Source organism: Vibrio sp. ABG19 (assembly GCF_029962385.1).
Taxonomy (GTDB): domain Bacteria; phylum Pseudomonadota; class Gammaproteobacteria; order Enterobacterales; family Vibrionaceae; genus Vibrio; species Vibrio ostreae.
On record NZ_CP071708.1, the window covers coordinates 608149 to 627591 of the forward strand.

The window sequence follows — 19443 nt, forward strand, 5'->3', positions numbered from 1 at the left end:
GTACTCGTTGAGTGATACATGAACTCTATTGTAGTGAACACTCAAACGGAATCAATATTTTGTCGCGATCTCCTGTGAATTGAGAAAGGCGCCATCAACCCCTTTCAGGTCGCGGTAATAAGTTTCAAACATCAGAATGTTTTGCACATAGCCGCGCGTCTCACGAAACGGGATTGCTTCGATAAAGGCGAACGCATCCAGTTTACCACCACTCTCTTCCCGCCAACGGTCGACCCGATGCGGACCGGCATTATAAGCCGCAAAAGCGAAAATACGGTTATTATCGTACCTCTCCAACAACCCGTTAAGATAGTGGCTGCCTATCTCGATATTTTTACCGACCTCAAACAGATCGTCTGCACCGTTATAGCTAATCTGATACTTTTTCGCGGTGTAACTGGCCGTCGCCGGCATAATTTGCATGATACCGCGCGCGCCCACTGGCGAGCGTGCTTCCGAGTCCATTGCACTCTCCTGACGAGCCAGAGACATCAGCATTATCGGGTCCAGGCCGTGCTTATCGGCATAGAAATCAAACCACCATTGATGCGCCAACGGAAAACGCAGTTGCATATTATCCCACATCCGCGCCGATATCGACGCCGTCACCGTCAGATGATGCCAGTGCTGGCTGGCAGCATAGGCAGCCAGCATCTCTTTTTGCGGCTGCTTGACCCTGCTCAGTAGCCAGTACCACTCACTTTTCGCAGCCGCAATTTTATCCCGTTCAATCAATTCCTGAATTCGCACCAGACTGGTGTGATAAGGCTTAACCTGTGCCGTATCCAGCTCAACGGTCGAGATCGGGTATTTGATCGACTGTTGCAGCGCTTTTGCCGCCGCCACACTGTAGAAGTTACGCTGACCTAAAATAGCACGCAGCCGCTGGTTACCCTGCTCCTGCTTACCGAGCGCGATTTCACTGCGCCCCAGCCAGTACTGCCAGCGGGTCGCTTGCTGTTCATCCTCCGGGAACTGCTTTATCCAATCTTCGACGCCTTGCCAGTCGAGATTAACCAGTGCCAGGCGGATACGCGCTTCAATCAGATCGCTGTTGTGGCTGCCGACAATCATGTTGTCGCGCCACTGCCGTAAATCCGTCGGTTTGACATCCATCATACGCCGCGCAATATACTGACCAACCCGCGCGATTTGTTGTGCAGACCAGTTTTGTGCCTTGGCAACCGGTGCCAGCAGCGGTTGCGCTTTCAGCTCATCAATCCGGGCCAGTTTCTCCAACGCCAACACCGCCTGACGCTGCGCCAGCTCACCACTGCTGTACTGACGGGCAAAGCTCTCTACGGTGTCCGGCTTATCAAACAGCGCCAGCATCGCCTGGGCGCTTTGCTGAGCATTCTTGCCCTTGACTTTCTTAGCCAGATAACGCAACAAGGAACGGTTACGACCTTCAAATGCCAGCACCATGCGCTGCAGGATAAGGTCATCACTCAGACCGCCCTGTTTATCCCAGCTGTCAAACAGAGGATCGCAGGCATCAGATACACTGGCTCCGCTCAGCCACAGTGATTCGGCCCCGCGGTAAGCTTCATCACGCTTACCTGTTTGCAACTTCGCGTTGTAATAGTGACAACGATAAGTCTCACCGTTGGGTTCATTGGGAGAAAACTGCAGCAGCGCCCCCCATTTCTTATCGCGCGCCAATGCGCTGATATAGGGTGCACTAATGCGGGCGGAGAACGGAAATTCCTGATGGGAATCGATAAAAGCACGTACCGCAATCGGCGGCTTGCTGCCCATATCAATCAGAAAACTACGGTAATCAAGATAAGGCGTCAGCGGATAATCAGCCAGCTTAGAACGCACTTGCTTAAACGCGTCCACGTTACCGTCATCCAGCCACTGCTGGGCCTGATCATACAGCGCACGCTGCGCGTCTGTTTCTGCCGAGCTTGAGAACGCTGCGCCGCTCATCAATGTGCTGCATACCAGCACTGATGACACAAGACGAGGCGGCCGAGAAAAACACCAAAGCGTCATGGCTCTTATTCCTTTAAAAAACGAGTCATTTCTATATGAACATTACGCTGATCGTAACGCTGATTGTAAAGGTGCGAGATGTAAAGTTGATGTAAATAATACGACAGTGCCAGTTCAGCGAGTCAAAGTGTGTGGCAGGTTACGTATCCTTGCCAACCTATTTGGGCGCTTCATCAGTTATCCCTTACATGAACGCATCCGATGACACAACAGGTCATCCGCCACCTCAGCCTGACGATGTGCCACGCAGGCCACAGTCGTGAAAAATCAGCGTTAAAGATCAGGCGCCGCTAGTAACAAACGGCGCTGCTTTAGTATAGAATATTGGCTTTATTGTGTTTGAAAGTTTAGGAATGATCGGCAATGGCTGAATACGTCTATACCATGTCACGGGTGAGCAAAATTGTGCCACCTAAACGTCAAATTCTTAAAGACATCTCGCTGAGCTTCTTTCCGGGAGCCAAGATCGGTGTTTTGGGTCTCAACGGTGCAGGTAAATCGACTCTGCTGCGTATCATGGCGGGCATCGATACTGATATCGATGGTGAAGCACGCCCACAACCAGGTCTGAATGTCGGCTATCTGCCTCAGGAACCGGTGCTGGATGAGTCCAAAACAGTACGTGAAATCGTTGAAGAAGCGGTCTCTGATGTGGCCGGTGCTCTTAAGCGTCTGGATGAGGTGTACGCCGCGTACGCAGAACCGGATGCAGACTTCGATGCGCTGGCGAAAGAACAAGGCGAGCTGGAAGCACTGATTCAGGCGAAAGACGGCCATAATCTGGAAAACGCGCTGGAACGTGCAGCCAACGCACTGCGTCTGCCGGAATGGGATCAGAAAATCGCCCACCTATCGGGTGGTGAGCGCCGCCGTGTGGCGATCTGTCGCCTGCTGCTGGAAAAACCAGACATGCTGCTACTGGACGAGCCGACCAACCACCTGGATGCCGAATCTGTAGCCTGGCTGGAACGTTTCCTGGTGGACTACACAGGCACTGTGGTCGCGATTACCCACGACCGTTACTTCCTGGACAACGCGGCTGGCTGGATTCTGGAACTGGACCGTGGTGAAGGTATTCCATGGCAGGGTAACTACACCTCATGGCTGGAACAAAAAGACGCGCGTCTGCAACAAGAAGCATCGCAGGAAAAAGCTCGTCAGAAGACGATTGAGAAAGAACTGGAATGGGTTCGTCAGAATCCAAAAGGCCGTCAGGCAAAATCGAAAGCTCGTATGGCTCGCTTTGAAGAACTGCAAAGCGGCGATCACCAGAAGCGTAATGAAACGAACGAACTGTTCATTCCGCCAGGTGAGCGTTTAGGCGATAAAGTGATCGAAGTGAAGAATCTGAGCAAATCATTTGATGGCCGCGTGCTGATCGATGACTTGTCATTCAATATGCCAAAAGGCGCGATCGTCGGCATCATCGGTGCCAACGGTGCCGGTAAATCAACCCTGTTCAAGATGCTGAGCGGCACCGAGCAACCTGATTCAGGCAGCATAGAAATGGGTGATACTGTGAAACTGGCTTCTGTGGATCAGTTCCGTGATTCAATGAATGACAACAACACGGTATTCCAGGAGATCTCGGAAGGCGCGGACATCATCAAGATCAATAACTTTGAAATTCCGGCGCGCGCTTACTGCTCACGCTTTAACTTCAAAGGCTCAGATCAACAGAAAGTCATTGGTGAACTGTCTGGTGGTGAACGTAACCGTGTGCACCTGGCCAAACTGCTTAAAGCGGGCGGTAACGTACTGCTGCTCGATGAACCGACCAACGACCTGGACGTAGAAACCCTGCGTGCCCTGGAAGAAGCACTGCTCGAGTTTCCTGGCTGTGCCATGGTTATCTCGCACGACCGCTGGTTCCTCGACCGTATTGCGACCCATATCATCGACTACCGTGATGAAGGTCAGGTGAACTACTACGAAGGTAACTACAGCGAATACATGGATTGGCTGAAGAAAACCCTCGGTCCGGAAGCGGCAGAACCGCACCGTATCAAGTACAAACGTATCACCAAGTAATCTGCTGTCAGATTTCACGCCAAAGGCCGCTTTATGCGGCCTTTTTTATTATATTGCGCACGGTTAAACTCGTGTTGAGCACGGTTAAACAGTGGAGAGTGCCACTCTTTGCTATGCTTGAAGAGCTCAGTTCAAAAGGAAAACGACCATGATAGAACGCCGCCACTTCAGCCGTATCATTTACCAGGCTCCCGCGACCATTATTCAGGGAGATTATCAGCTTGCCACCTGCATCCAGGACCTGTCTCTGCATGGACTTTTATTGTGGGCGGTTGATGAGCCGGATATTGATCCTTCACGTCTGGTTGACGTCTCTTTTATGTTACCGGACAGTGATATCAACATCACCCTGAGTGCCCAATTAGTCAGCCAGGATGAGCGTATCCTGCGTCTGACCATCGATCACATCGATATCGAGAGTATCAGCCACTTAAAACGCCTGGTCGAACTCAATGTCGGCAACGACACTCTGCTGCACCGCGAGATGGAATACCTGGCTGATCTTGGTGATTGCGCCGCCGACTAGTCCGCTTTGCAGTTCGTGGTTTGCGCACGACCTGGTAAGGCCGAAAACTGAACATCGCTATACCTGCCCCTAAACGGGATAAAAAAAACGCTGCCGAAGCAGCGCTAATTACCGGGGGAGAGTTAGCCTCGATGAATCGAGTCATTTGCTTGTTTTAATAAATTCTGGCTCTCCAGCATAAATTGCTGGGAGTAGTCGCCAAACCATTGGCTGACTTTGTCAAAATGGGTGATGAAGCCCTGCTTGTCACGGTCAGTAATCAGTTTGACCGCTTCACCAAAGTTACGGTAGAAGTCCTCGATCATGCTGATGTTCTCTTCCGATGACAAAATAATATCGCCGTACAGATTAGGATCCTGACCAAATAAACGCCCCACCATCGCCAGTTCAAGGCGATAAATCGGTGAACTGAGCTGCAACAGCTGCGCCAGGTTAGGATTCACTTTCGACAAATGCAGGCCGTAAGCGAACGAGGTAAAGTGGCGCAGCGCCTGAATCAAGGTCATCCCATGATCATGCTCAGCGGCATCAATCTGACACAAACTCGCGCCCCAGATGGAGAACTGTTTGAGCAGCCATTGGTAATGCTCTTCGCCGCGACCATCACAGTACACAATCACCTGCTTAGCGAGGCTAGGCACATCCGGGCCGAACATCGGGTGCAGACCCACCACTGGCCCCTGGTGCGCCGCAAGCATGGCTTTGAGCGGTTTGCTCTTGACCGAGGTCAGGTCACACAAAATACAGTCGGCTGGCAGATTGTTCAGTTTTTCTATCACGCCCAGCGTGAGGTGAATCGGAACTGTGACCACCACCATGCCGGCATCACTGAGCATTTCATCGGCACGCTCCCAGTCTTTACTGCCCAGTATTTTGACCGGGTAGCCCGACAGTTTGAACATCCGCGCAAACAAGCCGCCAAGCTGACCGTGACCACCGATGATCACCACAGAGCGCAGTTCCGGATTCAGACACTTAAAGCCGGAATCCTTTTCACTGGCGTAGGACTCACGCATGGTACGACGCAGAATATCTTCGATGAGTTGCGGTGGTACCCCTTTACGCTCCGCTTCTTCACGACGGGACGCGAGCATCGCGGCCTCGCGGTCCGGAGCATAAATCGGTAAGCCATGCTGACTTTTTACTTCACCAACTTTCTCGACCAATGCCAGACGACGAGCCAGCAGTTCCACCATCTGCTTGTCAACGGCATCAATCTGATCACGCAATTCATTTAATTCTACGGCCATGAATAATCCTTTAATTAACCTTTAAGGCGATCTTGCAAAAACGGAATCAGCTCCTGATGAGCGTGGCGTAATAATGCCTCAGTTGTATCCCAATTAATACAGGCATCCGTGATGGAAACGCCGTAAGCCATCTTATCGAAAGGCAGGTCTGAAGACTGGTTGCCTTCGTTGATATGGCTCTCAATCATCAGACCGATAATAGAGCGGTTGCCTTCACGGATCTGGTGAATCACATCTTCTGCCACCAGAGGCTGACGACGGTAATCTTTGCGTGAGTTCGCGTGGCTGCAATCCACCATCAGCGCCGCATCCAGGCCGACTTTAGCCAGATCTTCTTCACACTCCGCGACAGAAACTGAATCGTAGTTGGTCTGCTTACCGCCACGCAGAATAACGTGACCGTTGCTGTTACCTTGCGTGGTCAGCAATGCAACCTGTCCGTCACGGCTGATCCCCATAAAGCGGTGGCTGGAAGACGCGGCCTGCATCGCATTGATCGCCGTCGACAGGCTGCCGTCAGTACCGTTTTTAAAACCGATCGGCATCGACAGGCCACTGGCCATTTCACGGTGCGTTTGTGATTCAGTGGTCCGCGCGCCAATCGCAGCCCAGCTGAAGGTGTCAGCCAGGTATTGCGGACTGATCGGATCCAAGGCTTCAGTTGCGAGCGGGATTTCCATCTCGGCCAGATCCACCAGCAACTGGCGACCGACATGCAGACCGTGCTCAATATCAAAGGTACCGTCCAGGTGCGGGTCGTTAATCAGACCTTTCCAGCCCACAGTGGTACGCGGCTTTTCGAAGTAGACGCGCATCACAATGTAGAGTTGATCTTTAAGCTCTTCCGATAACGCTTTAAGACGCTTGGCGTACTCTTTCGCCGCTGCAATATCGTGGATAGAACACGGGCCGCACACCACCAGCAGACGATGATCGCGCTTGTGGATGATGTCGGCGATTTCCTGACGCGACTGGCGAATAAAACGACGGGCATTGTCACTCAAAGGCAGCTTGTCTTTCAGTGCATCTGGAGTAATCAGTATCTGTTCATCAACAATGTTGATATCGCTTAATTCACTTTTTTTCATCGCGTCACCTGTAATCTTTTATTTACACACTTTGATAATAAGGGTGTTCAAGTTGTATAAAACACAAATTAACAGGGTTTAAAAACAATGCAAGTGTAAATTTTAAAAAACATTTACTGTAAATTTATATTTACAATTAGCAGTTATGCTATTTTCACCACAAAGTGCCGCCTGAGGCGTGTTTTCTTGCCTTACTCTCCCCTAAAATAGCCCCCTTTCCACCCGCGATGAAACAGGTTTATGGATTTAATTCTCTCGTTACTGCAGCAGATGTGTGTCTACCTTGTGCTGGCCTACATGCTGAGTAAAACCCCCATTTTTTTGCCATTACTGAACATTTCACGCCGCTTCAATCACCGACTCAGTGTGTATGTGCTGTTCTCGCTGTTCTGTATTATGGGCACCTATTTTGGTCTGCAGATTAATGATGCCATCGCCAATACCCGAGCGATCGGCGCGGTGATGGGGGGCCTGTTTGGCGGTCCTGTGGTTGGCTTTGCGGTTGGGCTGACCGGCGGTATCCACCGCTATTCCCTCGGTGGCTTTACCGACCTGGCTTGTGCGGTCTCGACCACAGCAGAAGGGATTATCGGCGGTTTGCTGCACACTTATCTGATGCGCAAAAGCAAAGGCCGGTTGCTATTTAGTCCGAGCGTGGTGTTTGCCGTCACCCTGTTTGCCGAAATTGTCCAGATGCTGCTGATCCTGCTGATTGCCGATCCCTATGAAGAGGCCTATGCCCTGGTCTCGACCATTGCGGCACCGATGATCATTGCCAACTCGGTCGGTGCGGCGCTGTTTATGAGTATCCTGCAGGATCGCAAAACTATTTTCGAAGAGTATTCCGCGACGTTTTCACGCCGCGCGCTGAATATCGCCGAGCGCTCAGTAGGCATCCTCGCCAACGGTTTTAACCCACAAAACGCAGAAAAAATTGCTCGCATCGTCTATGAACAGACCAATGTCGGCGCAGTCTCCATCACCGACCGGGATAAAATTCTCGCCTTTGTCGGCATTGGTGACGACCACCACAAGCCCAACACACCGATTTCCTCACCAAGTACCCTGGATGCGATTGCCCGCAACGCCATCATCTATCTCGACGGCAAGGAGCGGCCTTATCAGTGTTCGATCTCGCCCAGTTGCCGTCTCGGATCGGCGCTGATTATCCCGCTGCGTGCAGGAGATCGGGTCATTGGAACCATAAAACTGTACGAGCCGAAGCGTAAGCTGTTTTCGACCATCAATATGTCGATGGCGGAAGGGATTGCCCAGATGTTGTCGAGTCAGATCCTGTACGGTGAATACCAGCAGAAACAGATTCTGCTGTCGCGGGCAGAAATCAAACTACTGCAGGCCCAGGTCAACCCGCATTTTCTGTTTAACGCCCTCAATACCATTAGCGCGGTGATCCGGCGTGATCCCAATAAAGCCCGTGAACTGATCCAGCATTTGTCGCAGTTCTTCCGTAGTAATCTGAAGCAGAATATCGGCGTAGTGACTCTGAAAGAGGAGCTGGCGCACGTCAACGCGTATCTGACTATCGAGAAGGCACGCTTTAGTGACCGGCTGGATGTGGACATTGCGATTGATGAATCTTTGCTGGAGCGCAACGTGCCAAGCTTCACCCTGCAACCTCTGGTGGAAAACGCCATCAAGCATGGGACTTCCAACCTGCTGGAAGGCGGTAAGGTACGCATCTACAGTATTAAAGAAATGCACGGCTATCGTATCGTAGTCGAAGACAATGCCGGCAGTTATCAGGCTCCGAGTGAGGATCACGATGGCCTGGGGATGCAGATCGTCGCTAAACGCCTGAGCTATAAGTTCGGTGCCGATTGCGGCCTCAATATCGAGGTCGAACATAACCAATATACCCGAATGAGCTTTCTCATCCCCGACGAAGGAACCTATTGAGGAATCAGAATGTTATCTGCACTGGTAATAGACGACGAGCATTTCGCCCGTGAAGAGCTGATGGATTTACTGGCGGAAAGCGGCCAGATTGATGTGATTGGCGAGGCCAACAATGCCATCGAAGGGCTGAAAAAAATCAACCAGCTACGGCCTGACGTCGTGTTTCTCGACATACAGATGCCACAAATTACCGGCATTGAACTGCTCGGCATGCTCGATCCGGAAACCATGCCCAAGGTGGTCTTTGTCACCGCCTATGACCAATACGCTCTGCAGGCCTTTGAAGATAATGCCTTTGACTATCTGCTTAAGCCGATTGACCCGGCACGGCTGGAAAAAACCATCGCCCGCCTGGTACGCAGTATCAGCAAACCACAGGATTATTCCATCCTGGCACCGCACAATCTGGACCAGGTGCCCTGCATCGGTTTAAACCGTATCGTGATTGTTCCGACTACCGAGGTCGAATTTGCCTTCAGCGATATCAGCGGCGTGCATGTCCAGACGTCACACCAGCGCGCCACCAGCCAGCTGACCCTGAAAATTCTGGAAGAAAAAACCCCGCTGGTGCGCTGTCATCGCCAGTATCTGGTCAATACCAAAGCAATCAAAGAGATTAAGTTGCTGGAGAATGGTCTGGCGGAAATCATTACCCGCTCAGACCATCAGGTTCCGGTCAGCCGCCGCTATCTTAAAGAACTGAAAGAGAAACTCGGTTTCCATTAATTGTCTACCCATCAGGTAGACAAAAGGCTCCCGAGGGAGCCTTTTGCGTTATCCAAACTGTTCCACCAGACGCTGCATCGCCAGACTGGCTTGTTTCCACTGTACTGAGCTCTGTAACTCGCGGTAACTGAAGTTACGCTGTTTAAGCAGTTGCAGCGCTTGCGGCACTTCGCTGATGGGCAGGTCATCCAGCACCGCGACGGCCGACTCACGCTTATTGCACATCAGCACCATATCACAGCCTGCCTGCAATGACTGCTTGGCGCGCTGCGCCGGACCGCCCATCACGGCAGCGCCTTCCATACTGAGATCGTCAGAAAACACGATGCCGGCAAAGCCGAGCTGCTCGCGCAGAACACGCTTGAGCCAGTAAGGTGAGCCACTGGCAGGCTGATCATCATAATGGGGGTAAACCACGTGCGCCGGCATCATGGCATCGAGCAGACCCGCCTTAATTTGTGTCTCAAAAATCTGCATATCTGCGGCAATACTGTCGCGCTCATCAAACGGCGTCTCAAGATGTGAATCGGCAATCACAGCGCCATGACCGGGAAAATGTTTGCCCGCCGTCGCCATGCCGACCGATTTCATCCCGCGCAGGTAAGCGCTGCTGTGGGTCAGTACCGTCGCCACATCGTCACCAAACGCGCGGCTGCCAATGGCCCGGCATTCAAACCCTTTATCCAGTACCGGAGCAAAACTGAGATCGATATCATGCGCAACCAGCTCCGCTGCCATCAACCACCCCCCCTGCTCGGCCAGTTGCTCACCCAGTGCAGAGCGGGCATAACTTTGCGCGGCCGGAATACGGCTGAAACCGTCACGAAAACGCTGGACCCGCCCGCCCTCCTGATCGACCCCAATCAGAATCGGACGCTTGGCTGCCTGACGGATGGCCTGGTTGAGCGCCAGCAGTTGCTGGTTATCGTGGTAATTACGTGCAAAAAGAATCACACCACCGACCGTCGGATGCGCCAATATTTCGCGATCTTCTGCTGTCAGTTCACAGCCTTCCACATCAAGCCACAACGGACCCATTATTGCCTCTCATTCACCCTGTGGGATGATAAAAATTTGTCATTGCAAAGGAGGTTATTCAGTTTGTTTTTCAATTACAATGGCTTTTAGCGAGTTACTCTCTCCAAAGCGAATAATCTGACAAGCGGATAACATAATGGATCAACGTGAGCTGTACATCGGCATTATGTCCGGCACCAGCCTGGACGGCGTCGATACTGCGCTGGTTGCCCTGAGTGGCGATCATATTGAATTAATGGCGCATGGCTTTCTGCCCATGCCTGAACAACTCAAACAGCGCTTGCTGGCCGTCTGCCTTGGTCAGCCAACCAACCTGGCTGAAATCGGCACACTGGATCATCTGCTTGGCCACCTGTATGCCGATGCCGTCGAACAATTGCTGACCACCAGCGGCACCAAACCAGAGCAGATCCGCGCGATCGGTAATCATGGCCAGACCGTGTTTCACCAGCCCACCGGAGCGACACCGTTTACCATCCAGCTCGGCGATGCCAACGTCATTGCCGCGCGCACCGGCATCACTACCGTGGCCGACTTTCGCCGTAAAGACATGGCACTCGGCGGTCAGGGAGCGCCGTTAGTACCGGCATTCCACCGCGCCGTATTTGCCGTCACCGACTCCAGTGTTGTGGTGCTGAATATCGGCGGGATCGCCAATATTTCAGTGCTCAGTCCGGACGCCAGCGTGATTGGTTATGATTCGGGACCGGGTAATGTACTGATGGATGGCTGGTGTCAGCGCCACACAGGCCAGAGCTACGACATGAATGGAGACTGGGCGCGCCGGGGCAAAGTGATCACCTCTCTGCTGCTGCAGCTTAAGCAAGCGAGCTATTTCAGCCAACCGGCGCCGAAAAGCACCGGCCGCGAGCTGTTCAATCTCGACTGGCTCGATCAACAACTGGCCGGGCATCATCCTGCGCCTGCCGACGTGCAGCGCACTTTATGCGAACTAAGTGCTGAAACTATCGCAGACCAGGTACGCCAGTATGCACAAGGTCCGGCCCCCGAATTACTGGTATGCGGCGGCGGCGCGCAGAATGGCCTGCTGATGGAACGGTTACAGACTCTGCTGCCCGGCTGGCAGGTTGCCCCGACCACCCTCAAAGGGGTCAATGGCGATTACATGGAAGCGATGGCGTTTGCCTGGCTGGCGCAGCGACGCATACACGGTTTGGCGAGTAATCTGCCCAGCGTCACCGGTGCGCGCCAACTGGCGTCACTCGGAGTGATTTATCCGCCTAATTAGTCGCGAAAACGTTAGTCGCGAAAACGCCCCGCTGGTTTAATAGAACACAAGGCGCAAACCAACCCGATCTTAATTAACTGACAACGTGGACCATAACAATGACAAATGATGCTCTGCTGGCTGCCCTTTCCCACCTGGTTTCTGAAGGGCGCAACCCGGATACCATGGATATTGACTTGCTCTCTTCACTGGAAATCGTCGAGCGCATCAACCAGCAGGACAAACTGGTCCCGCTGGCGGTCGAAAAAGAGCTGCCCAATATTGCCGCCGCCGTGGATAAAATCACCGCCGCATTCAAGCAAGGTGGTCGCCTGATTTATCTGGGCGCTGGCACCAGTGGCCGGCTTGGTGTTCTCGATGCCTCGGAATGCCCACCAACGTTTGGGGTCTCTGACCAGATGGTGATCGGCCTGATCGCCGGGGGCCGGGATGCGATGTTTACAGCGCGTGAGGGCGCGGAAGACTCAGCGACGCTTGGCGTGGATGACCTTAAGGCTATCGGTTTTAACCAACAGGATGTCGTGGTTGGAATCGCCGCCAGCGGCCGCACGCCCTACGTGATTGGTGCGCTGGACTACGCCAATGATCTCGGCGCGGTAACGGTGGCTTTGTCATGCAACCCCGATTCACCGATTGCCGATCTGGCCCAGATCGCCATCAGCCCGGTCGTCGGTCCGGAAGCCCTGACCGGCTCCACCCGCCTCAAATCAGGGACGGCGCAGAAGCTGGTACTGAATATGCTGACCACCGCCAGCATGATCCGCTTAGGTAAGAGCTATCAGAATCTGATGGTGGATGTCAAAGCCACCAACAAAAAACTGGTGGCCCGTGCAGTACGGATCGTGATGCAGGCCACCGACTGCGAACGCGACGTCGCCGAAGCGCTACTGGCCAAAAGCGACAACAACGCCAAAGTGGCCATTCTGATGCATCTGACCGGCGTGACTGCCGAGCAGGCCCTGGCGCGCTTGTCTGACTCCGATGGTTTCCTGCGCCGGGCAATGGACGACGAAGCCGACGCCCAGAGCCCGAACGCTTAGACTGTTTTCTTAATCAGCGAGACGACGGTTTCGCCCTCTTTAGCAGTAAAGTTGACCGGGTCTGCACACATCTGTACCCGGCCGCGCTGATCGACCACAAACAGCGGTAGCCAGAAACTGGCTTTATGCTTCTGTTGGTAATCCGCAAAAGTAAAATTCTCGCTCAGTTTGGTGTGTTTGATTTCCCCTCCCTGACTTATCAGGCTGGCGAGTTTTTTATAGCTGACCGTCCCGCCCAAAAACGACAAGCCATGGTACTCCTCCGCAACAGCGTGTTTATCCTGCTGATTGCCATTACCGTTATCGTGCAGGCAGAACACCCGTTTCTCACCAAAGTATGATAAAAACTGCATACACGCCATGATATTAAAATGCTTATCCGAACTGAGCGCCAGCATGTGCCCGACCCCAATCAGGTTGAGATACTCATCCGCATGGCTGGAAATCGGATTGCCATAATAGTGCTCCAGCCCTGCCATCCGCGCCTGACGGATATAATCCCAGTTAGAATCGGTGACCACCACGCGACAATCATACTTAGCGATCGCTTTACCGACTTCACGCGCCACTTCATTGGCACCGAGGATCAAAAATCCTTTCGGCGCCGGCTCGGCCACTTTAAGCGCCACCGCCATCGGCCGAGCAGTAACACTCTGCAACACCACGGTGCCGATAATCACCATAAAGGTGAGCGGCACGAGCAGATTGGCTTCGCTCATCCCGAACGAGTCGAGTTTGATAGCAAACAGTGACGAGATAGACGCTGCAACAATCCCGCGCGGCGCAACCCAGGCCAAAAAACCGATTTCACGCCATTTAAGATTACTGCGCAGGGTTGCCAGCACTATCGACACCGGGCGCGACACCAGTTGCATCACCACAAACAGCGCCAGTGAGCTCCAGCCCAGGACAGTAAAGTCACTGATCTCAATCCGCGCCGCCAGCAGGATAAACAAACCGGTGATAAGCAGTATGGTCAGGTGCTCTTTAAAGTGCAGAATATGCTGGATATTGACATCGCGGCTATTGGCGAGCCACATCCCCATCACAGTTACGGTCAGCAGCCCGGATTCCGATTCAATCGCGTTAGAGGCGGCAAACACCCCCAGTACCACGCTTAACACCGCAAATGGCTGCAGGTATTCCGGCAATCCGCCATGACGCAGCACATACGCAACAGCAGCGCCGGACATAACGCCAATCCCGACCCCGACCAGCAGAATCAGGCCAAACACCTGCAAACTGTGCGCTTCACTGCTCGAGACAATAAACTCGTACACCATAACCACAAACAGTGCGCCAAGCGGGTCAATCAGAATCCCTTCCCAGCGCAATATGTTCGACAGGCGGGTGTTGGGGCGTACCGTGCGCAGCAAAGGCACGATCACCGTCGGCCCGGTCACCACGGTCAGGCTGCCGAACAGCAGAGCCAACGGCCAGTCAAAGCCGAGCAGCCAGTGGGTGGCGTAAGATGTAATCCCCCAGGAGACCAGCGCTCCCAGCGAGACAATACTCCACACCGTTTTGCTGACGCCGCGGATATCTTTGAAGTTGAGGGTCAAACTGCCTTCGAACAGAATCACCGCCACCGCCAGAGAGATGAGCGGAAACAGTAACTCCCCCAGTAACTGCTGGGGCTGCAGCATACCTGTGATTGGGCCAGCAACAATACCGGCGATTAACAGAAACAGAATGGCAGGCAGGCGCAGTTTCCACGCCAGCCACTGACACGCCAAACCCACGACCCCGATCATGGCTAACGCCAGAGCGATATACTCTTCATGCATGTTGGTAATTGCCTAACCCTGATTATTTGTTGTATTCGTTCCAGCCACGCTGCCATTCCATACGGAATCGCTGCGCCTGCTTGGTACCTTCACACACACCTTCGTAATATTGTCCGTTCACGCCCATTTGATAGGCAAAGTCCGGATTACAATACTCACTCACGCCATCCAGATAGCCCTGATGGTAATCGGACTGACTGGCAGAGCCGAGTTCAGCCAGTTTTTTGTATGCACGCTGGGTATGTCCGGCAATACCATCGTTATAACCAATCTGATACCAGTTTCCCTGTGCTGCCAGTTCGCTTTCTGTTGCAGCGCAACCCCAAAGCCCTATTGTCACCAACATTAATAGTATTGTTTTCATTTTTTGCCTTTATACCCGGTTAACTGCGAATCGGTTACCTTACCACGGCTGTCAAGCCCCCCCTTGGGGCCGCCAACCATCACCTGTACTGCTATTGAAATCGGCACGGCTATGCACAACTGAACTTAGCTTGAAATCTATAGTGCCACCGACCAGACCACACGGCTATTGAATGCGTATCATGGCCGTTAATTCGTGACCGACAGCGCTAATTCGCTGTTTCAGCCTTTGTCTGCCACACCGGCCGTTTACTGTGTGTCGCTGCCGCTGAGCGGCCGTTAAAAACCACTAATACGTGCCAGAAACCACTTAATTCGCCAGACGACCACTGAGCGGTAAACCCGGTGAAGCTCGATTATCGATCATTTAGTATCCATCCTGAGATTAATTCAATAACACCCTACTTCAATCATAAAGGACAATCGCTATGTTGTGGTTTCTAACCTGTGTCGCAGCCCTGATCGGCGGCTACTTCATCTACGGCACATTCGTAGAAAAAGTTTTCGGCATCAACGAAAAGCGCCAGACTCCCGCGCATACTCAAACTGACGGTGTCGACTATGTACCTATGTCCACTCCGAAAGTTTACCTTGTTCAACTGCTGAATATTGCCGGTGTTGGTCCTATCTTTGGTCCAATCATGGGCGCGTTGTATGGTCCTGCCGCCATGCTGTGGATTGTTATCGGCTGTATCTTTGCCGGGGCCACCCACGACTATTTCTCAGGCATGCTGTCAATCCGCAATGGTGGCGCTTCAGTACCGTCACTGTCTGGTCGTTATCTTGGCAATGGCGCCAAACATTTTATGAATATTTTTGCCATTGTGCTGCTGCTGCTGGTCGGAGTGGTCTTCGTTTCGGCCCCCGCCGGTATGATCACTAACCTGATCAACGAGCAAACTGACCTGACCGTCAACATGACCACCATGGTTGTCATCATCTTTGCTTACTACATCGTAGCAACGATTGTGCCGGTCGATAAAATTATCGGCCGCTTCTACCCACTGTTTGGCGCCCTGCTGATCTTCATGTCAGTTGGCCTGATCACAGCCATCGCTTTCTCAAGCGAGCACCAGATTCTGGGCGGTTTTGAAGTCAGCGACATGCTGCACAACATGAACCCGAACGATATGCCACTATGGCCTGCGCTGTTTATCACCATCGCATGTGGTGCTATCTCAGGTTTCCACGCGACTCAGTCCCCACTGATGGCACGCTGTCTGGAAAACGAAAAGAACGGACGCTTTGTGTTCTTCGGAGCGATGATCGGTGAAGGCGTGATTGCGCTGATTTGGTGTGCGATTGCCCTGTCATTCTTCGGCTCACTGGATGCACTGTCGGCTGCAATCAAAGACGGTGGTCCGGGCAACGTCGTGTACAGTTCATCATTTGGTCTGCTGGGCGTATTCGGCGGTATCATTGCCTTCCTGGGTGTGGTTATTCTGCCGATCACCTCTGGTGACACCGCATTCCGCTCCAGCCGCCTGATCCTGGCTGAATACTTCAACATGGAACAGAAGACCCTGCGTAACCGCCTGCTGATGGCTATGCCTCTATTCGTGATTGGCGGCATTCTGACTCAGGTTGATTTCGGTATCATCTGGCGTTACTTCGGCTTTGCCAACCAGACAACAGCCGTGATGATGCTGTGGACAGCGTCTGCTTACCTACTACGTCACAATAAACTGCACTGGATCACGACTATCCCTGCCATGTTCATGACTGCGGTATGTATCACCTTCATCCTCAACAACAGTACACTGGGCTTTGGCATGCCAATGCAAATCTCGACCATCATTGGTCTGGTGGCAACCCTGGCTATCACTGTGTACGTGATTAAGATTTCGAAAGGCAAAGGCGAAACTGACCTGGCTGACGAAGCCAAGCCAGCAGCCGGTGCGACCGAGACTGCGTAAAGCAGACGCTCACCGATAATGCTGCAACAACAAAGGGCTCCGCAAGGAGCCCTTTGTTGTTATGCCGCAGCCGGTCTTTGCTACACCTCGTCTGTTAAGGCGAATCTTGCCTGTTAAGCCACCCAACCTCTTCGCGCGATAAACCGATTGCAATCAAAAGCTATGCCAATTCCGATATCAACAGCAGGCGTCAGCGACACAAAGAAAACAGGCTGGCATCTCGCCAGCCTGTCACTTAATCAACCTGTTTAATCTGCAGCTCTTTCGGCACTTCAAAGAACATATTTTCTTCGCGGCCCAGCACTTCTTCCACGGCAGTCGCACCGAGTTCCTGAATCCGATCTAAGATCTGGTTAACCAGCTCTTCCGGTGCAGAAGCCCCTGCGGTGACACCAATCAGGCTTGCCCCCTGTAACCAGGCTGCATCAATATCCTCCGGACAATCAGTCAGATAGCCCGGCGTACCCAGTTTTTCGGCCAGCTCTTTGAGACGGGTTGAGTTGGAGGAATTTTTTGAGCCGACCACAATCATCACATCCACCTGCTCTGCCAGAATTCGTACGGCGTCCTGACGGTTCTGGGTTGCATAACAGATATCGTCTTTACGCGGGCCCTGAATCTGCGGGAACACTTCACGCAGCTTGTCGATCACATCAGCGGTTTCATCGACTGACAATGTAGTCTGGCTGACATAGTGCAGATGAGACGGGTCTTTGACCTTGGCCTGCAGAGCCACCACATCGTCTGGTTTTTCCACCAGATACATGCCTCCGGTCACGCTGGCATACTGCCCCATGGTCCCTTCCACTTCCGGGTGACCGGCATGACCAATCAGTACCACTTCCATATTACGGCGGCTGGCGCGTGCCACTTCCATATGCACTTTAGTCACCAACGGACAGGTCGCGTCAAATACAGTCAGATCACGCTCTTTGGCTTCCAGACGCACCGCCTGCGATACCCCATGAGCAGAGAAAATGACGATATTGTCATCCGGTACTTCACTCAGCTCTTCAACAAAGATGGCACCGCGCTGCTTCAGCCCCTCGACCACAAAACGGTTATGCACCACTTCGTGACGGACATAAATCGGTGGCTGATACATTTCAAGTGCACGCTCAACAATGCTGATGGCACGGTCAACGCCGGCACAAAAGCCGCGCGGGTTCGCTAACAGTATTTTCATGGGATTGCTCATGGTTCTCTTTTAAGCTGGCTATTCTACGTTATTCGACCGACAAAATCTCAACATCAAAAATGACATCCTGGCCCGCGAGCGGGTGGTTAAAATCGACAGTGACCGAATCACCGGCAATGTCGGTAATAATACCCGGAATTTCCATACCATCGGGGCCGCTGAAGGCCATGATAGTGCCAACTTCCACTTCCGCGTCACCGACAAATTTGCTGCGATCCATGTAGTGAATGTTGTCCGGATTAGGGGCGCCGAAAGCATCAGCCGCCGCCAGTTCAATGGACTGGCTATCGCCAGCCTGCAGCCCCAGCAGACACTGTTCAAAGTTATCACTCAGGCTACCGTCACCGATGACCAGTTTGGCCGGTTTGCCAAAATTGTGGGTGCTGTCGGCCACTGAACCGTCTTTAAGTTTGATAGTAAAATGCAGAGTTACTGCCGAGTCTTGGCTAATCGTAGTCACGTTCAGGCTTCCTTAAGTTGGGTTATTGGAGTCGTTTGCCGTTACAGAGGTGTCTGTCAGCTCAGGTAACGCGGCTGACGGCACGCCAATTACCTCATTTCATGCTGATGAGGTGTGATGGCGGGTGTGACTCTATCTCTCACTGGCTTGCCATGCTACCCAGGCTGCGGGCAGTCCGCTGCGGTCGCCAATCCGCAGCAACTGTTCAGCGCACAGATCAACGGCACTGCCAGATATAGTTATCAGATCACTGTGTAGTGTTAGATAACTGTGTAGTGTTAGATAACAAAAAGCGCCCCCCGAATCAACGGGCGGCGCTTAGGGTTATTATGACTTCGTCATCTAGGCAGTCTGTTTATTAGGGCGGAAACCATCCGCAATGATCATGACCGCACCAATACAGATTGCGCTGTCAGCCAGGTTGAATGCCGGCCAGTGGTAGGTGCCCCAGAAGAAGTCGAGATAATCGACCACAAAACCGTGCACTACCCGGTCGAACACGTTGCCGACCGCACCACCAATAATCAGCGCGTAAGCAACGTTGTTCCACTTGTCGCTGGCTGGCAGGCGTCGCATCCAGAACGCCAGCATACCCACCACCACAAAGGCGATAGCGGTAAATAACCAGCGCTGCCAACCGGCCTGGTCACTCAGAAAACTGAATGCCGCACCGTAGTTGTGGACGTACAGCAGGTTAAAGAATGGCAGAACTTCAATTCGGTTCTCCCAGCCAAACCCCATACTGTTCATGACTACCAGCTTAATGCCGATATCCGCAACGAAGACAAGGAGCGCCAACCACAGCCAGCGGACTCCCGATTGTTTAAGTGTAAGTACTTGCGTCATGCAACCTATC

General features: G+C 52.7%; 16 protein-coding genes. 7 read left to right on the plus strand and 9 right to left on the minus strand.

All coding sequences use genetic code 11. The features are described 5' to 3' along the window. Window positions 1-51 precede the first annotated feature (51 nt). Window positions 52-1998, minus strand: coding sequence for a murein transglycosylase (sltY, locus tag J0X00_RS08995; protein WP_282477934.1), 1947 nt, complete (start codon window positions 1996-1998; stop codon window positions 52-54). Between the two features lie 363 nt (window positions 1999-2361). Here sltY and ettA point away from each other — a divergent pair, with 363 nt between their 5' ends. Next, the gene (gene ettA, locus J0X00_RS09000; RefSeq protein WP_136486300.1) at window positions 2362-4029 is read left to right on the plus strand and encodes an energy-dependent translational throttle protein EttA; all 1668 of its coding nucleotides are present in this window, start codon (window positions 2362-2364) and stop codon (window positions 4027-4029) included. A 148-nt stretch (window positions 4030-4177) separates the two neighbouring features. Beyond that, window positions 4178-4555, plus strand: coding sequence for a PilZ domain-containing protein (locus J0X00_RS09005; protein ID WP_136486298.1), 378 nt, complete (start codon window positions 4178-4180; stop codon window positions 4553-4555). Between the two features lie 122 nt (window positions 4556-4677). Here J0X00_RS09005 and tyrA read toward each other — a convergent pair whose 3' ends face one another. Both tyrA and J0X00_RS09015 read right to left on the minus strand, forming a co-directional pair. Continuing rightward, a complete protein-coding gene (gene tyrA, locus J0X00_RS09010; RefSeq protein ID WP_282477935.1) occupies window positions 4678-5805 on the minus strand; it encodes a bifunctional chorismate mutase/prephenate dehydrogenase in 1128 nt (375 codons plus the stop codon). 14 nt (window positions 5806-5819) lie between these two features. After that, the gene (locus tag J0X00_RS09015) at window positions 5820-6893 is read right to left on the minus strand and encodes a 3-deoxy-7-phosphoheptulonate synthase (RefSeq protein WP_136486294.1); all 1074 of its coding nucleotides are present in this window, start codon (window positions 6891-6893) and stop codon (window positions 5820-5822) included. 240 nt (window positions 6894-7133) lie between these two features. Here J0X00_RS09015 and J0X00_RS09020 point away from each other — a divergent pair, with 240 nt between their 5' ends. Together J0X00_RS09020 and btsR are read left to right on the plus strand one after the other, a co-directional pair. After that, window positions 7134-8810, plus strand: a complete 1677-nt coding sequence (locus J0X00_RS09020; protein WP_282477936.1) for a sensor histidine kinase — start codon at window positions 7134-7136, stop codon at window positions 8808-8810. Window positions 8811-8819: 9 nt separating this feature from the next. Continuing rightward, a complete protein-coding gene (gene btsR / locus J0X00_RS09025; RefSeq protein ID WP_136486290.1) occupies window positions 8820-9536 on the plus strand; it encodes a two-component system response regulator BtsR in 717 nt (238 codons plus the stop codon). A gap of 48 nt (window positions 9537-9584) precedes the next feature. Here btsR and nagZ read toward each other — a convergent pair whose 3' ends face one another. Further along, window positions 9585-10574, minus strand: a complete 990-nt coding sequence (nagZ, locus tag J0X00_RS09030) for a beta-N-acetylhexosaminidase (protein WP_282477937.1) — start codon at window positions 10572-10574, stop codon at window positions 9585-9587. Between the two features lie 136 nt (window positions 10575-10710). Between nagZ and J0X00_RS09035 the strand changes: the two genes are divergently transcribed. Both J0X00_RS09035 and murQ read left to right on the plus strand, forming a co-directional pair. After that, on the plus strand, window positions 10711-11823 hold the full coding sequence (locus tag J0X00_RS09035) for an anhydro-N-acetylmuramic acid kinase (protein WP_282477938.1): 1113 nt from the start codon (window positions 10711-10713) through the stop codon (window positions 11821-11823). Window positions 11824-11921: 98 nt separating this feature from the next. Next, window positions 11922-12863 carry an N-acetylmuramic acid 6-phosphate etherase gene (gene murQ / locus J0X00_RS09040; protein ID WP_282477939.1) on the plus strand — a complete coding sequence of 314 codons (942 nt, stop codon included), beginning with the start codon at window positions 11922-11924 and terminating at the stop codon, window positions 12861-12863. On the opposite strand, the gene J0X00_RS09045 is transcribed toward murQ, so the two are convergent. Beyond that, window positions 12860-14650 (minus strand): sodium:proton antiporter, encoded by a 1791-nt coding sequence (locus J0X00_RS09045; RefSeq protein ID WP_282477940.1) that lies wholly within the window; start codon window positions 14648-14650, stop codon window positions 12860-12862. The genes murQ and J0X00_RS09045 overlap by 4 nt on opposite strands. 22 nt (window positions 14651-14672) lie before the next feature. Next, window positions 14673-15014, minus strand: coding sequence for a DUF2799 domain-containing protein (locus tag J0X00_RS09050; protein WP_218562737.1), 342 nt, complete (start codon window positions 15012-15014; stop codon window positions 14673-14675). 427 nt (window positions 15015-15441) lie between these two features. Here J0X00_RS09050 and J0X00_RS09055 point away from each other — a divergent pair, with 427 nt between their 5' ends. Continuing rightward, window positions 15442-16929, plus strand: a complete 1488-nt coding sequence (locus tag J0X00_RS09055) for a carbon starvation protein A (protein WP_282477941.1) — start codon at window positions 15442-15444, stop codon at window positions 16927-16929. Window positions 16930-17164: 235 nt separating this feature from the next. Here the strand turns inward: J0X00_RS09055 and ispH are convergent, their stop codons facing one another. The 3 genes from ispH to lspA form a co-directional block, all read right to left on the minus strand. Further along, the gene (ispH, locus tag J0X00_RS09060) at window positions 17165-18127 is read right to left on the minus strand and encodes a 4-hydroxy-3-methylbut-2-enyl diphosphate reductase (RefSeq protein WP_168797033.1); all 963 of its coding nucleotides are present in this window, start codon (window positions 18125-18127) and stop codon (window positions 17165-17167) included. Between the two features lie 28 nt (window positions 18128-18155). After that, entirely contained in the window at window positions 18156-18587 is a 432-nt protein-coding gene (fkpB, locus tag J0X00_RS09065) for an FKBP-type peptidyl-prolyl cis-trans isomerase (protein WP_136486274.1), read from the minus strand. A 342-nt stretch (window positions 18588-18929) separates the two neighbouring features. After that, window positions 18930-19433 (minus strand): signal peptidase II, encoded by a 504-nt coding sequence (gene lspA / locus J0X00_RS09070; protein WP_282477942.1) that lies wholly within the window; start codon window positions 19431-19433, stop codon window positions 18930-18932. Window positions 19434-19443 lie beyond the last annotated feature (10 nt).

Coding starts and splice junctions, on each gene's coding strand:
- sltY (WP_282477934.1), bottom strand. CDS start 1,998: ATGACGCTTTGGTGTTTTTCTCGGCCGCCTCGTCTTGTGTCATCAGTG.
- ettA (WP_136486300.1), top strand. CDS start 2,362: ATGGCTGAATACGTCTATACCATGTCACGGGTGAGCAAAATTGTGCCA.
- J0X00_RS09005 (WP_136486298.1), top strand. CDS start 4,178: ATGATAGAACGCCGCCACTTCAGCCGTATCATTTACCAGGCTCCCGCG.
- tyrA (WP_282477935.1), bottom strand. CDS start 5,805: ATGGCCGTAGAATTAAATGAATTGCGTGATCAGATTGATGCCGTTGAC.
- J0X00_RS09015 (WP_136486294.1), bottom strand. CDS start 6,893: ATGAAAAAAAGTGAATTAAGCGATATCAACATTGTTGATGAACAGATA.
- J0X00_RS09020 (WP_282477936.1), top strand. CDS start 7,134: ATGGATTTAATTCTCTCGTTACTGCAGCAGATGTGTGTCTACCTTGTG.
- btsR (WP_136486290.1), top strand. CDS start 8,820: ATGTTATCTGCACTGGTAATAGACGACGAGCATTTCGCCCGTGAAGAG.
- nagZ (WP_282477937.1), bottom strand. CDS start 10,574: ATGGGTCCGTTGTGGCTTGATGTGGAAGGCTGTGAACTGACAGCAGAA.
- J0X00_RS09035 (WP_282477938.1), top strand. CDS start 10,711: ATGGATCAACGTGAGCTGTACATCGGCATTATGTCCGGCACCAGCCTG.
- murQ (WP_282477939.1), top strand. CDS start 11,922: ATGACAAATGATGCTCTGCTGGCTGCCCTTTCCCACCTGGTTTCTGAA.
- J0X00_RS09045 (WP_282477940.1), bottom strand. CDS start 14,650: ATGCATGAAGAGTATATCGCTCTGGCGTTAGCCATGATCGGGGTCGTG.
- J0X00_RS09050 (WP_218562737.1), bottom strand. CDS start 15,014: ATGAAAACAATACTATTAATGTTGGTGACAATAGGGCTTTGGGGTTGC.
- J0X00_RS09055 (WP_282477941.1), top strand. CDS start 15,442: ATGTTGTGGTTTCTAACCTGTGTCGCAGCCCTGATCGGCGGCTACTTC.
- ispH (WP_168797033.1), bottom strand. CDS start 18,127: ATGAGCAATCCCATGAAAATACTGTTAGCGAACCCGCGCGGCTTTTGT.
- lspA (WP_282477942.1), bottom strand. CDS start 19,433: ATGACGCAAGTACTTACACTTAAACAATCGGGAGTCCGCTGGCTGTGG.